Origin of the sequence: Rhodococcus ruber, from assembly GCF_016804345.1 — a bacterium.
In the GTDB taxonomy this organism is placed as follows: Bacteria; Actinomycetota; Actinomycetes; order Mycobacteriales; family Mycobacteriaceae; genus Rhodococcus; species Rhodococcus ruber.
Window position 1 is genome coordinate 236,264 of record NZ_CP044211.1, and the last position, 12,194, is coordinate 248,457.

Annotated in this window: 13 protein-coding genes; 7 read left to right on the forward strand and 6 right to left on the reverse strand. The window is 69.9% G+C overall.

What is annotated here, in order from left to right:
- The 6 genes from F1734_RS01135 to F1734_RS01155 form a co-directional block, all read right to left on the reverse strand.
- Complete coding sequence (locus F1734_RS01135; protein WP_203011258.1) at positions 1 to 492, reverse strand: NADPH-dependent FMN reductase; 492 nt, start codon at positions 490 to 492, stop codon at positions 1 to 3.
- A gap of 228 nt (positions 493 to 720) precedes the next feature.
- The gene (locus F1734_RS01140; RefSeq protein WP_010596234.1) at positions 721 to 1,233 is read right to left on the reverse strand and encodes a winged helix-turn-helix domain-containing protein; all 513 of its coding nucleotides are present in this window, start codon (positions 1,231 to 1,233) and stop codon (positions 721 to 723) included.
- 101 nt (positions 1,234 to 1,334) lie between these two features.
- Positions 1,335 to 1,898 carry a flavin reductase family protein gene (locus tag F1734_RS01145; protein ID WP_010596235.1) on the reverse strand — a complete coding sequence of 188 codons (564 nt, stop codon included), beginning with the start codon at positions 1,896 to 1,898 and terminating at the stop codon, positions 1,335 to 1,337.
- A gap of 64 nt (positions 1,899 to 1,962) precedes the next feature.
- A complete protein-coding gene (locus F1734_RS26515) occupies positions 1,963 to 2,034 on the reverse strand; it encodes a putative leader peptide (protein ID WP_353852504.1) in 72 nt (23 codons plus the stop codon).
- A 95-nt stretch (positions 2,035 to 2,129) separates the two neighbouring features.
- Positions 2,130 to 2,975: an NADPH-dependent oxidoreductase gene (locus tag F1734_RS01150; RefSeq protein WP_203011762.1), complete on the reverse strand. Its 846-nt coding sequence runs from the start codon at positions 2,973 to 2,975 to the stop codon at positions 2,130 to 2,132.
- Positions 2,976 to 3,069: 94 nt separating this feature from the next.
- The gene (locus F1734_RS01155) at positions 3,070 to 4,188 is read right to left on the reverse strand and encodes an LLM class flavin-dependent oxidoreductase (RefSeq protein ID WP_010596237.1); all 1,119 of its coding nucleotides are present in this window, start codon (positions 4,186 to 4,188) and stop codon (positions 3,070 to 3,072) included.
- 498 nt (positions 4,189 to 4,686) lie between these two features.
- Here F1734_RS01155 and F1734_RS01160 point away from each other — a divergent pair, with 498 nt between their 5' ends.
- The 7 genes from F1734_RS01160 (at position 4,687) to F1734_RS01190 (ending at position 12,116) form a co-directional block, all read left to right on the forward strand.
- The gene (locus F1734_RS01160; protein WP_010596238.1) at positions 4,687 to 5,751 is read left to right on the forward strand and encodes an isopenicillin N synthase family dioxygenase; all 1,065 of its coding nucleotides are present in this window, start codon (positions 4,687 to 4,689) and stop codon (positions 5,749 to 5,751) included.
- Positions 5,748 to 6,587, forward strand: a complete 840-nt coding sequence (locus F1734_RS01165; RefSeq protein WP_006943671.1) for a MetQ/NlpA family ABC transporter substrate-binding protein — start codon at positions 5,748 to 5,750, stop codon at positions 6,585 to 6,587. The genes F1734_RS01160 and F1734_RS01165 overlap by 4 nt, the downstream gene beginning before the upstream one ends.
- The gene (locus tag F1734_RS01170) at positions 6,584 to 7,594 is read left to right on the forward strand and encodes a methionine ABC transporter ATP-binding protein (RefSeq protein WP_102031753.1); all 1,011 of its coding nucleotides are present in this window, start codon (positions 6,584 to 6,586) and stop codon (positions 7,592 to 7,594) included. Before F1734_RS01165 ends, F1734_RS01170 begins: the two co-directional genes overlap by 4 nt.
- Positions 7,591 to 8,259, forward strand: a complete 669-nt coding sequence (locus F1734_RS01175; protein WP_203011259.1) for a methionine ABC transporter permease — start codon at positions 7,591 to 7,593, stop codon at positions 8,257 to 8,259. The genes F1734_RS01170 and F1734_RS01175 overlap by 4 nt, the downstream gene beginning before the upstream one ends.
- Before the next feature lie 119 nt (positions 8,260 to 8,378).
- Entirely contained in the window at positions 8,379 to 9,422 is a 1,044-nt protein-coding gene (locus F1734_RS01180; protein ID WP_124258562.1) for a YeiH family protein, read from the forward strand.
- A 169-nt stretch (positions 9,423 to 9,591) separates the two neighbouring features.
- Positions 9,592 to 11,553 carry a gamma-glutamyltransferase gene (gene ggt, locus F1734_RS01185; protein ID WP_064066156.1) on the forward strand — a complete coding sequence of 654 codons (1,962 nt, stop codon included), beginning with the start codon at positions 9,592 to 9,594 and terminating at the stop codon, positions 11,551 to 11,553.
- Positions 11,554 to 11,687: 134 nt separating this feature from the next.
- On the forward strand, positions 11,688 to 12,116 hold the full coding sequence (locus F1734_RS01190; protein ID WP_010596244.1) for a CBS domain-containing protein: 429 nt from the start codon (positions 11,688 to 11,690) through the stop codon (positions 12,114 to 12,116).
- Positions 12,117 to 12,194: the final 78 nt, after the last annotated feature.

Consider the following 12,194-nt stretch of genomic DNA (forward strand, 5'->3'; position numbering starts at 1 on the left):
TCACCGCCACGCGGATCGCAGGACAGGCGCCCAGCGCTCGGCGTAGTCCGCGATCCGCGTGTCGGTGGTGTAGGTGGAGTCGAGCAGGCACAGACCCGGCGCCGGGGTGGTGGCGCCGAGTTCGACGAGCACCGGCTTGAGCAGCAGGTCCGGGGCCATGGCGTGGGCCGGGCCGGCGCCGAGCATGAGCGGCACGGCGGTGACGTCGCGCAGGCCGTCGCCGGTGGCGAACTGGTCGAGGAAGAGCTTGAGGATGCCGGTGTAGGTGGCCTTGAAGGTGGGGCTGGCGACGACCACGAGGTCCGAGGCGGCGACGGTGTCCACCGCCGCCGTGACGGCGTCGTCGCCCCAGCCGAGCAGGCCGGGTCCGAGGGTGATCACGTCGACGACGTGGTCCGGTGCGGAGCCGGTGAGTTCGGTGGCCAGGAGGGTGGCGGCGTCGAGGGTGCGGGAGCCGGGCCTGGGGTTGCCGGCGACGACGGTGGTCTTCACGCAGGGGCCTTTCCACATACATTCGGGATATCCCGGCGCGGTGCGCTGCCGGGAGGTTCTGGTCGGACCGCGCTCACCATGTGCACAGCTCTATCACCGCGTAGGTGGTGGCGACGTCCGGCCACCGGACCTCGGCGAACAGCCGCCGCAGTAGACCTTGCCTCTCGCACTCCGATTCGCGTGCGGCCGCCGAAGGGCGACCTGTGGGGAGGTCGTCGTGCCCGGGCGTCATGCGCACCGCCTCGTCAGCAGTTCCGTGATGTGAACGGCCGGGTGCGGGTCGAAGCGGTATCCGCTGCCGCGGACCGTGGAGATGATGCTGCCGAACTGCTGCAATTTGGTCCTGATCCGGGAGACGTGGACATCGACGTTCCGGCCGCGACTGTCCACCTCCCGCACCCCGGTGCCGAGGTCGCGCAGGACGGCCCGGGACACCACGGTCCTCGGGTTGCGGACGAGATAGGCGAGGATCTCGAACTCGCTGTGGCTGAGCAGCACTCGCCGGCCGTCGAGCAGGACGTCGCGGGCGGGAAGGTCGATGATCAACGGGATGGGGGTCGGGCTGAGCACTGTATGGGTGCTCACGCCCGGAACCAGATCGTGGGCGGCCTCGCGAAGGGCGTCGGCGAGCGCCGCCAGGTCACGCGAGGAGTGTGTTCCGATGTCGGGCAGCCGCAGGACGAGAACGAGTTCGGCACCGGCGGCGGTGACTACGTCATTGCGAGTGGCGAGGATTTCCATGTGAGGCTCCGGTCGAGGAGGGGATCCGACGAGCTGACGGGCGATGCGGTGCGGCGACAGCTCGGACACTCGTTCCGGAGACTCGGCAGGCGACTCATGATTCACTCCTCCAATGCGACGGGGCGGTGGTAGGCGCCCTCGTGGTAGAGCAACGGAATACTCTTGCCCTCCGCCGGATTCGGGTCCTCGTGCGCACGAACCACGACACCGACGACCAGAGTGCTGTCACCGAGCGGAATCAACCGGTCGACGACAACCCGGAGCCAGACCGGCGTGCCGTGCAGGACAGGTTCACCGGATTCGATTCGGGTCCAGAGTGACTCGTCGGAGAACCGCTCCGCCGCGCTGCGCGCGAAGCGCTGCGCGAGATGCTGCTGATGGTCGCCCAACAGGTGGATCACCAACGACTCGGCCGAGCGGACGGCGTCGATGCTCGACGACGTGTCGGTGATGTTGAACGAGACCAGCGGCGGATCGAGGGAGAGCGAAGCGAAGGACGTCGCAGTGAACCCGACCGGGCCGGAGCCGGATTCGAGAGTGACGATCGTGACCCCGGCGGGGTGCCGCCGAAGGGCCGAGCGGTATTCGTCGCCACGGACGCCCGGAGCGTGCTCCGATGCGGCGGTGGCGGAGTATTCGAGGGCATTCGACATCGACAGGGACATAGCCGTTCCTTGAAGGAGGTACATACCGAGACGGAGGGAGGAGTCGGGAAGACACGTACTCAGGTCAGGAGGCACAGAGACACGAGCGGGTGCGGCACAGGTCCACGTGCCTGCGGCTCCACGCTGTTTCGGTCATAGTGCTCGATCCTCACCTGTCTGCAGTCGATCGTGGCCGTCCCCGACGGTCTTCGTCGGGGCACAGCCGAGGCGGTGCCGGGGTTGCCGGCGCCCCTAGCTCGTCGGGAAACCCCTTTCGCGCAACGCGTCTCGAAGTCGGCGGCGCGATCCCAGGGTACCCGGATCCGTCAGTCGTGCCACGATTCGCCCGGTCCAGCTGCCCGGCAGGCCCTGTCCACGGTAGAAGTCCTCGGCGCGGGTGTCGTACCGGACGATACCCGCGTCCTGCGCCTCGAGTCGGTAACGGTCCCGGTGGCACACCACGTCGAATCCGAGGCGCGGCTTGACCTCGGCCCGCTCCGCGGGATCAGGGAAGCCGACCGAGAGGCCGACGACCGGGAAGACCCGCTGCGGCAGCTCCAGGACGTCGGCGACGCGCTCGGGCTCGTTGCGGATGCCACCGATGTACACGGTGCCCAGGCCGACCGATTCCGCCGCGACCACGGCATTCTGCGCGGCCAGGGCCGCGTCGACCACGCCGAGCAGGGTGCCCTCGGCGAAGTCCGCGTTGACGAGTTCTCGGCCGTGGACCGTAGCGATGCGCTCCGAGCGGGCGAAGTCTGCGAGCCAGACCAGGAAGAGCGACGCGTGGCGGACCGCATCCTGATCGCCCGCAAGGGTGGCGAGCGCATCGATCCGCTCGCGGTCGGTGACGGCGACGACGGACCACAGCTGCAGATTGCTCGAGCTGGCCGCGGACGACGCGGCGGCGACGACGGCGCGCAGATGATCCTCGGGGACGGGACGGTCGAGGAACCGGCGCACCGACCGGTGCGCCAGCTGAGTCGCCAGCACCGCGTTCCAGGGACCGGTCGTGTCGGCAGCACCGAAGCGTCGCTCGAGAGCACCGCGTCGTTCGAGAGCACCGCGTCGTTCGAGAGCATCGGAGCGAGCGACCACCCGATCCGCGCCGGCGCCGGGGTTCGCTGTGAGTGGGTGAGACGTGGTCACGAGTGGAGCCCTTCTGGCCGGTTCCCGGCCGGTCGACGGATCGCTATCGGCTGCCCACCGGCGAATCGGCGGTGAACCCTCTGGCGCGCTCGGTGTCGGATTCGCTCCACAGCGTCGTCGGCGGTACCTCCGCGCGCACCAGCGGCACGACCTCCTCGGCGAATCGACGCAGGGTGTCCTTCTGGCGTTCGAAGTCGAGCACGTGGTTGACGGATACGGATTGGAGGACGTGGCCGAAGCACTCGTGGTAGTCGAGGATCTTCTCGGCCACGCGATCCGGCGAACCGACCAGGGCCGGACCCCGCTCGACCGCCTCCTCGATCGTGCGGAAGCTGGTGGTCTTGCCGACGGCGCCCGGATCATGTTTCCTCTTGTCGGCCTGGCGTACCGCACCTTCGTAGATGGGCCGGTACTCCTCGATCGCCTTCTCCGTGGTGTCCGCGAGGAACAACCCGCCCGAACCCGATCCGACGTAGGCCTTCGCCGGGTCGTGACCGTGTGCGGCGTAGTGCTCGCGGTATCGATCGATCAGGACCTTGTAGTTCTCCCGGGGCTGCAGGGCGTTGGCCGTCACGATCGGGTCTCCCCACTTCGCCGCCAGGTCCACTGCCCGCGCCGACGTGGCGGATCCGTGCCAGATGCGGAACGGCCCGTCGAACGGGCGGGGCAGCGTCGTGACATCGGCGAGTGCCGCTCGGTACTCACCCGACCAGTCGACGTGTTCCTCCCGCAGCAGCCGGCGCAGCAGTTCGTAGTTCTCGGTGAGGTAGTCGTACTGTTTGCCGATGTCGAGGCCGAACAGGGGGTACTGGAGCACCTCGTTGCCCTTGCCGATGACGATCTCGAGGCGGCCCCGGCTCAGCTGATCGACGGTGCACAGATCCTCGGCGACGCGCACGGGATCGAGCACCGACAGCACGGTCACACCCGTGGACAACAGGATCCGCTCGGTGGCCTGTGCGATGGCACCGAGGACGACGATCGGGCTGGACGAGAGCACGTCGCCGGCATGACGTTCGCCGACCGAGTAACTGTCGATGCCGAGCTGCTCGGCGAGCACGGCCATCTCGACGACGCGGTTCAGGCGCTCCGCGGGAGCGACGACGTCGCCGGTGACCGGATGCGGCGGGTTGAAGATGATGTCGAGGATCTGGAAGCGCACGAACTACAGAGTCTGCCGTCCCGGTGGGCGTCCGCGAAGGGTTGTCCTCGAGGTGATCGGAACCGTTGCGCCCGGCCGGACACGTCGCCGTCGTCGTCTCGGCATCGGCGTCACGGTAGCCGTGCACCGGGGTGCGGACCAGGATTGCGATCGTCGTGATCCGAAATCGGTGCAGGTCGGACCCGCCCGAAAGGGCGTGGGTTGTCCGAGACCCGTCCACTGGATAGCGTGACCGTCCGGCAGCACCGAGGGCGGATTCCCGCCACGAACGGGCCGCGCCCGCGGCCCATCGGAGGAAAGATGGTCGGCACCAGTCACGCGCAGGTCGTGATCGCACGCGTCGTGGGCACGCACGCCCCGGCGTGTTGTTGTCGCTGACAGCCGTCCCACCGGACGCACCCGCGTCTCCCGATACCGACATCTCCTCCGGCCGCCGGTGCCGCGTTGCCCGTTTCCCGGGCACCCGGCGCTCGACGTGGCCCGAAAGGACTCCCTGCGATGCCTCCCTCGACCACCCTGCCCGTCGTCGACCTCACAGGCCTCGACGGCGATGCCGCCACCCGGGCCGCCCTGCTCGACCGGCTGCGCCGGGTCACGCACGAGGTCGGCTTCTTCCACCTGGCCGGCCACGGCATCGACCCGGCCCTCGCCGACCGGCTGATCGCGGCGGCACGCGCGTTCTTCGCCCTGCCCGACCCCGTGAAGCTGGAGATCGAGAACTCCCACTCGCCTCATTTCCGCGGCTACACCCGCGTCGGGGGTGAACGAACCCAGGGATATGTGGACTGGCGCGAGCAACTCGACATCGGCCCCGAACGGGCTCCGGTGGCACAGTTCGACCCCCAGCGGCCGTGGGAGGTGCTGCACGGTCCGAACCTGTGGCCGAGCCGGGTGCCGCAGCTGCGGACGCTCGCGCTGCAGTGGATCGAGCAGGCCGGCGCGGTCGGCCGTCGACTCCTCCGGGCATGGTCCGAATCCCTCTCCGCACCAGCCGATTTCTTCGACGGCGCGTTCGCGGACCCCGATCCGCTGCTGAAGATCGTACGGTACCCGGGCCACGACCGATCGATCACCGGACAGGGTGTGGGCAGTCACAAGGACGTGGGAGTTCTCACGCTGCTCTATCCGGAACCCGGAAGCACCGGCTTCCAGGTGGAGATCGACGGCACCTGGGTCGACGTCGAACCCCTGCCCGGACACTTCGTCGTCAACATCGGCGAGCTCCTCGAACTGGCCACCGGCGGCTACCTGAAGGCGACGACGCACCGGGTCCTTCCGCCGGCTCCCGGCACCGACCGGGTATCCCTGCCGTTCTTCCTCAATCCCGCACTGGATCAGGCGTTGCCGCATGTGCCGCTGCCCGGCGCACTCGCCGCCGAGGCCCGCGGGGTGGGTGCGGACGAGCACGGTGACGCCCTGCACGCCGTGTACGGGCTCAACGCGCTCAAGTCACGGCTGCGGGCACACCCCAACGTCACCGAGCGCCATCACGCCGACCTCTCGAACTCCCCCCTCCTCGCCGGCCGGCCCGGCGATCTCGACGAAAGCGAACACTCCGAATGACTCTGCGCCGCACCCTGTCCGTGGTCTCCGCCGTCGCCCTGGCCACCGGGCTGGCCGCCTGCTCCGCCTCCGGGACCGGTGAGGACACGCTCGTGATCTCCGCCTCCGCGACACCGCATGTCGAAATCCTGGAACACGTGCGGCAATCCGGTGCGCTCGGCGACGTCGTCCTCGACATCAAGCCCGTGACCGGCGAGGTGGACCCGAACGAGTTGCTCGAAGCCGGTGACGTCGACGCCAACTTCTTCCAGCACCACCCGTACCTCGCCGACTGGCAGCAGCAGAAGGGCGTGGACAACCTCGAGTCGGTCGCCGCCGTACACCTCGAACCGCTCGGCCTGTACTCGAACAAGATCGCCGCGGTCGCGGACCTGAAGGACGGCGACACGATCGCGCTGCCGAAGGACACGACCAATTTCGCGCGTGCGCTCTACCTCCTGGAGTCGGCGGGCCTGCTCGAACTCGACAAGCCGCTGTCCGAAGCGGACATCGCGACGGTCACTGCCGCGAACATCGTCTCGAATCCGAAGAACCTGAGGTTCGTCGAGCTCGAACGCGCGCAGCTCGCGCGCACCGTCGACGATCCGGCGATCACGGCCTCGGTCGTCAACTCGAACTACGCGCTCGAAGCGGGGCTCAACCCCGCGGACGACAGCATCGTGCGGGAATCCGTCGACAACAACCCGTTCGAGAACATCCTCGTGGTGCGATCGGAGGATGCGTCCGATCCCGCCGTCACCGCCCTCGCGGACGCCCTCGAGTCGCCCGAGGTCGCCGCCTGGATCGCCGAGAACTACGACGGCGCGGTCGTACCCGTCCACGAGGTCGGCGCGTGATCGTCGTCGACGGACTCACCAAGTCGTACCCGGCAACGGGCGGCACCGGCACGATCGACGCACTCCGCGGAATCGACCTGAGGATCGACGAGGGAGAGGTCTTCGGCATCGTCGGCCCCAGCGGTTCCGGCAAGTCCACGCTGCTGCGGTGCCTGAACCTGCTGGAACGCCCCACGAGCGGACGCATCCTCCTGCGCGGCGAGGACCTCTCGCACCTGTCCGAAGGCCGGCTGCGCGCGTCCCGTCGCCGCATCGGCACCGTGTTCCAGCAGTTCAACCTCCTGCACTCCCGCACCGTCCGCGCGAACGTCGAGTTTCCGCTCGAGGTCGCCGGCGTACGGAGGACGGAGCGACGGGACCGGGCCGAGACGTTGCTCGAGCTGGTCGGGCTCACCGACAAGCGGGACGCCTTCCCCTCGCAGTTGTCCGGCGGGCAGCAGCAGCGCGTCGGCGTCGCGCGCGCACTCGCCGCCGAGCCCGACGTCCTGCTGTGCGACGAGGCGACCAGTGCCCTCGACCCGGCCACCACGGAGCAGGTGCTCGATCTGATCGCGACCGTCAACCGGACCCTCGGCGTCACCATCGTCGTCGTCACCCACGAGCTGTCCGTGGTGCGCCGGATCTGCACGTCGGCGGCGCTGCTGGACGGGGGCCGCATCGTCGAATCCGGTCCCGTGGCCGATCTCGTGGCCGACCCCCTCTCCCGCCTCGGTGATGCGCTGCTGCCGGCGGGCGTCGGCGAGCAGAACGGGGACGTGACCGCGCTCGTCACCGCCCGCGGCTCTGCCGTCGCCACGCCGTGGCTGTCCCGGCTCTCCCGCGACGTCGGGGTCGACGTCGCGGTCGTCGGTGGCCGGGTCGACCGTGTCGCCGGTACCGACATCGGCAAGCTGCACGTGCGTTTCGACGGCGACGTGGATCGCGACGCGGTGGACCGATTCTTCGCCGCCCTGCCCGACGTCACCGTCGCGTGGACGACCGGCGTCGTGGCGAGGGTCGGGGCATGAACAAACTCAGCTGGTACGACGCCCTGCCCGAGGTGTGGGCCGCCACGCTCGACACCCTCTACATGGTGGGCGTCGCCTTCCTCCTCACCGTCGTGGGCGGGGTGCTCGTGGGTGTTCTGCTGCACGTGACCGCGCCGGACGGGCTGCGCCCGATCCGCACGCTGTATCTCGTGGTCGGGGCCGTGGTCAACGTGTTCCGTTCGCTGCCGTTCCTGGTCCTGCTGATCGCGCTGATCGGTGTGACCCGTCTGGTGGTCGGGACTGCGATCGGGCCGACCGCCGCGCTCGTCCCCTTGACGATCGGCGCGATCCCGTTCTTTGCCCGCATCGTCGAGAGCGCGCTGCGAGAGGTTCCGCGTGGGCGGGTGGACGCGGCCCGGGCCATGGGGGCCTCGAACCGGCAGATCGTCACCAAAGTACTTCTTCCCGAATCGCTTTCGTCTCTGATCTCCGGTGCCACCCTCACCGCGGTTCTGCTGGTCGGCTACTCCGCGATGGCCGGGGTCGTCGGTGGCGGCGGGCTCGGCGACTTCGCCGTCGTCTACGGGTACCAGCGCTTCAACACCCCGGTCCTGATGGTCGCGGTGGTGGTGTTGATCGTGCTCGTGCAGGCGCTGCAGACCGTGGGAGACGTCGCGGTGCGGGCGCTCGCACACCGGCGATGAAGTTCGCTTCGCGGCGGCGCGGCCGTGCCTACCGCGGCCCCGTCTCATATCGAATCGATATGAGGTGATGCCGAAACACCGTCTATCCGCGACGCGCGCCACCCGCCAGGGTGGAGACCATGGCCACTTCTCTCCAGGCGCTCTCGGCCCCGGCCGCGGTACGCCTGCGCGCTCCGCTTCCGGGACTCGCCGTCTGTGCCGCGGCGGCAGCGGCGGCCCTCGTCGCCGCCCGGCTCGCCGGGGGCATCAGCCCCCTGCTGATCGCCATCGTCCTCGGCGCACTCCTGGCCAACACGACCTCGCTCCCGGCGTCCACCGAACCCGGCCTGGCCGTGGCCTCGCGCCGGTTGCTCCGGATCGGGGTCGCCCTCCTCGGTCTGCAACTCCTCGTCACCGACGTGCTCGCCCTCGGCTGGGGCGTGCTCGGCCTCGTCGTGGCCGTGGTGGTCGGCGGCATCGCCGGAACGATGGCACTGGGCAGGATCCTCGGGCTCGACTGGACGCAACGCCTGCTCGTCGCCTGCGGCTTCTCGATCTGCGGCGCCGCCGCCGTCGCCGCGGTGGACGGGGTCGTCGACGCCCGCAAGCAGCACGTGGTCACCGCCGTCGCACTGGTGGTCGTCTTCGGCACCGCCATGATCCCCGGCCTGCCGCTCGCGGCCTCCGCGCTGGGACTCGACACCACCCAGGCCGGCATGTGGGCCGGCGCCGCGATCCACGAGGTGGCGCAGGTTGTCGCCGCCGGGGAAGCCGTGGACGCCGGCAACGCCGGGGCGCTGGGCGCGAGTGCCCTTGCGGTGGCCGTGACCGTGAAGCTCGCCCGGGTCGCGATGCTCGCGCCCGTGGTCGCCTGGATCGGCGCGGTGTCCCGCCGCCGCAGCCGCGAGCAGACCGAAATGCGGCGGCCCCCGCTGGTGCCGCTGTTCCTGCTCGGCTTCCTCGGCTGCGTGGCCCTGCGCGCCACCGGCCTGCTCCCCGACCCGGCTCTGGACGTCGCCCGGCTCGCGCAGACGGCGCTGCTCACCGCCGCCATGTTCGCGCTCGGCACCGCCGTACGCATCGACGTCCTGCGGGGCGTGGGCTGGCGGCCCTTCGCGCTCGCCGCCGCATCCACGGTGTGGGTCTCGGCGATCGCCCTCACCGGAATTGTGCTGCTGGGATAGCGGATACGCTCCACAGCCGCGCGCCGATCGGCCACAGGCAACAGTCGTGCCGCGCGCGGATGACCGGAAGGTTCGCGGCTGGACGCGGTGGCCCGGAACGACGGCCCGGCCGAAACGGAGTTCGCCGGAAGCACTTCGGGCACCGACGGCCGCTGTTACCGTCGGAGGGATGACAGCGCCGGCGAAGGTGGGCTCCACGATCCGCGTCGCGATCGCCGCGACCCTGTCGGTCGCGCTGCTCGGCGCCTGCACGTCGGCCGGTGACGACCCGGCGGGACCCGCCGAGTGCGTCTCGGTTCCCAACGGCACCCCCCTGTCCGCCGCGCCGCCCGCCCCGGCCACCGGTGACCGGGACCTGGCCACCAACCCCGAGGTCGCCACCGGCTACCGGGACGAGATGACGGCCGTGACGACCGCGTCGTACGCGGTGTCCACAGCCAATCCGGTCTCGACGGAGGCGGCCTGCAAGGTGCTGCGCGACGGCGGCACCGTCGCCGACGCACTGGTCGTCGCGCAGACGGTGCTCGGACTCGTCGAACCCCAGTCGTCGGGGATCGGCGGCGGCGCCTTCCTGCTCTACTACGACGCGGAGACCGGGCAGGTGCAGGCGTACGACGGCCGCGAGACGGCACCGATGTCGGCCACCGAGAACTACCTGCGCTGGATCAGCGACACCGACCGCACCGAACCCCGGCCCGACGCCCGTGCCAGCGGCCGTTCGATCGGGGTGCCCGGCGTGGTGCGCCTGCTCGAGGAGGTGCACCGCGACCACGGCAGCACCGAGTGGGCCCGGTTGTTCGACCCGGCCGTCGCCCTCGCCGACGACGGGGTGGTGATCAGCGACCGGATGGCCGCGGCGATCGCCGACGCGGCACCCGACCTCGCCGTCGACGACGAGGCACGGGCGTACTTCCTGAACCCCGACGGCACGCCCAAGACCGCGGGCACCGTCCTGGTCAACCCGGCCATGGCGAAGACGCTCGGCGCCATCGCGTCCGACGGAGCCGACGCGTTCTACACCGGAGCCCTCGCTCAGGACATCGTCGACGCCACCGCCACCGCCACGGGGGGCCGCACCCCCGGGACGATGACCGTCGACGACCTCGCCGGCTACGAGGTGAAGACGCGCACCCCCGTGTGCACGCCCTACCGGGAGCACGAGATCTGCGGCATGCCGAACCCGTCATCGGGAGGCATCGCCGTCGCGGCGACGATGGGCATTCTCGAGAACTTCGACGTGTCCGCGCTGGGACCGACCGAGGTCGACGAGAACGGGGGCGAGCCGACCGCCGACGCCGTGCACCTGATCTCCGAGGCCGAGCGGCTCGCGTACGCGGACCGCGACAAGTACGTGGCGGACTCGGACTTCGTTCCCCTGCCCGGCAACTCGCCGCAGACCCTGCTCGACGACAACTACCTGCGCGCACGGGCCGATCTCATCGACCCGGGCCGGAGCATGGGCACGGCACAGCCCGGCGACTTCGGGCCGGTGCCCCTGGGGGTTCCGGCGCAGGACCGCGAACACGGCACCAGTCACATCTCCATCGCGGACGAATACGGCAACGTGGCCTCGATGACCACGACGATCGAATCGGCGTTCGGCTCGTTCCACATGGTCGACGGCTTCCTTTTGAACAACCAGCTGACGGATTTCGCCGCCGAACCCGTGGACGAGGCCGGGGTCCCGGTAGCCAACCGCGTCGAACCGGGCAAGCGGCCGCGCAGTTCGATGGCACCGACCCTCGTGTTCGACCGCAACCCCGACGGCACCCGCGGCGACGTGCGCATCGTCGTCGGCTCGCCGGGTGGTTCAGTCATCATCCAGTTCGTGGTCAAGACCCTCGTCGGCATGCTCGACTGGGGTCTGGATCCCCAGCAGGCGGTGTCGGCGGTCGCCTTCGGCGCGGCCAACACGCCCGTCACCGGGGTCGGCGGTGAGCATCCGGCGATCGACGGCAGCGACGACGGGGCCCGCGATCCGCTGGTCGCCGAGTTGCGCGCACGAGGTCATCAGGTGGCGGTGCTCCCCCAGTCCAGCGGGCTCAGCGCGCTGCGGCGGGACGAGACCGGGTGGATCGGCGGCGCGGACCCCCGTCGAGAGGGCGCCGTGATGGGCGACACCACCGGATAACGATCCGGGGCGAAGGTCCGGGCGCCGAGTCACGACTGAATAACCACACGGGGTTTCGCCGATCTGCGGGAATAAGATCGACAACCATCGATCGCCGTCACGGCGGGTGGGAACGGATGGATCGGGGTACCGGGATGCGGATCGCGGACGTGCTGCGGAACAAGGGGCCGGTCGTGGCCACGGTGGATCCGGACCTCTCGGTCGAAGACATGATCGGCGAACTGGCCCGCAACAATGTGGGCGCCCTCGTCGTGATGGAGGGCGGCGCCGTGATCGGCATCGTCTCCGAACGCGACGTCGTGCGCCGGCTCCACCAGCACGGTCCCGCCCTGCTCGACGCCCGCGTCCGGGACATCATGAGCACGACGGTGTCCACCTGCCTGCCCACCGACACGGTGGACAGCCTCGCCGAGACCATGACCGAACGCCGGATCCGGCACCTGCCCGTCGTGGTGGACGGCCGCATGGTGGGGATCGTCAGCATCGGCGACGTCGTGAAGAGCCGGATCGACGAACTGCAGTGCGAACGCGACCAACTCGAGTCGTACATCGAGCACGGCTGAACCCGGGCACCAGATTTCAGCACCAGATTTCAGCGCCAGATTTCAGCGCCAGATTTCAGCGCCAGATTTCAGGGGGAT

What these genes read in the sequence shown, in the direction of transcription:
- F1734_RS01175 (WP_203011259.1), top strand. Translation starts at nt 7,591, where the DNA reads ATGAACAAACTCAGCTGGTACGACGCCCTGCCCGAGGTGTGGGCCGCC.
- F1734_RS01140 (WP_010596234.1), bottom strand. Translation starts at nt 1,233, where the DNA reads ATGGAAATCCTCGCCACTCGCAATGACGTAGTCACCGCCGCCGGTGCC.
- ggt (WP_064066156.1), top strand. Translation starts at nt 9,592, where the DNA reads ATGACAGCGCCGGCGAAGGTGGGCTCCACGATCCGCGTCGCGATCGCC.
- F1734_RS01190 (WP_010596244.1), top strand. Translation starts at nt 11,688, where the DNA reads ATGCGGATCGCGGACGTGCTGCGGAACAAGGGGCCGGTCGTGGCCACG.
- F1734_RS01145 (WP_010596235.1), bottom strand. Translation starts at nt 1,898, where the DNA reads ATGTCCCTGTCGATGTCGAATGCCCTCGAATACTCCGCCACCGCCGCA.
- F1734_RS01165 (WP_006943671.1), top strand. Translation starts at nt 5,748, where the DNA reads ATGACTCTGCGCCGCACCCTGTCCGTGGTCTCCGCCGTCGCCCTGGCC.
- F1734_RS01160 (WP_010596238.1), top strand. Translation starts at nt 4,687, where the DNA reads ATGCCTCCCTCGACCACCCTGCCCGTCGTCGACCTCACAGGCCTCGAC.
- F1734_RS01180 (WP_124258562.1), top strand. Translation starts at nt 8,379, where the DNA reads ATGGCCACTTCTCTCCAGGCGCTCTCGGCCCCGGCCGCGGTACGCCTG.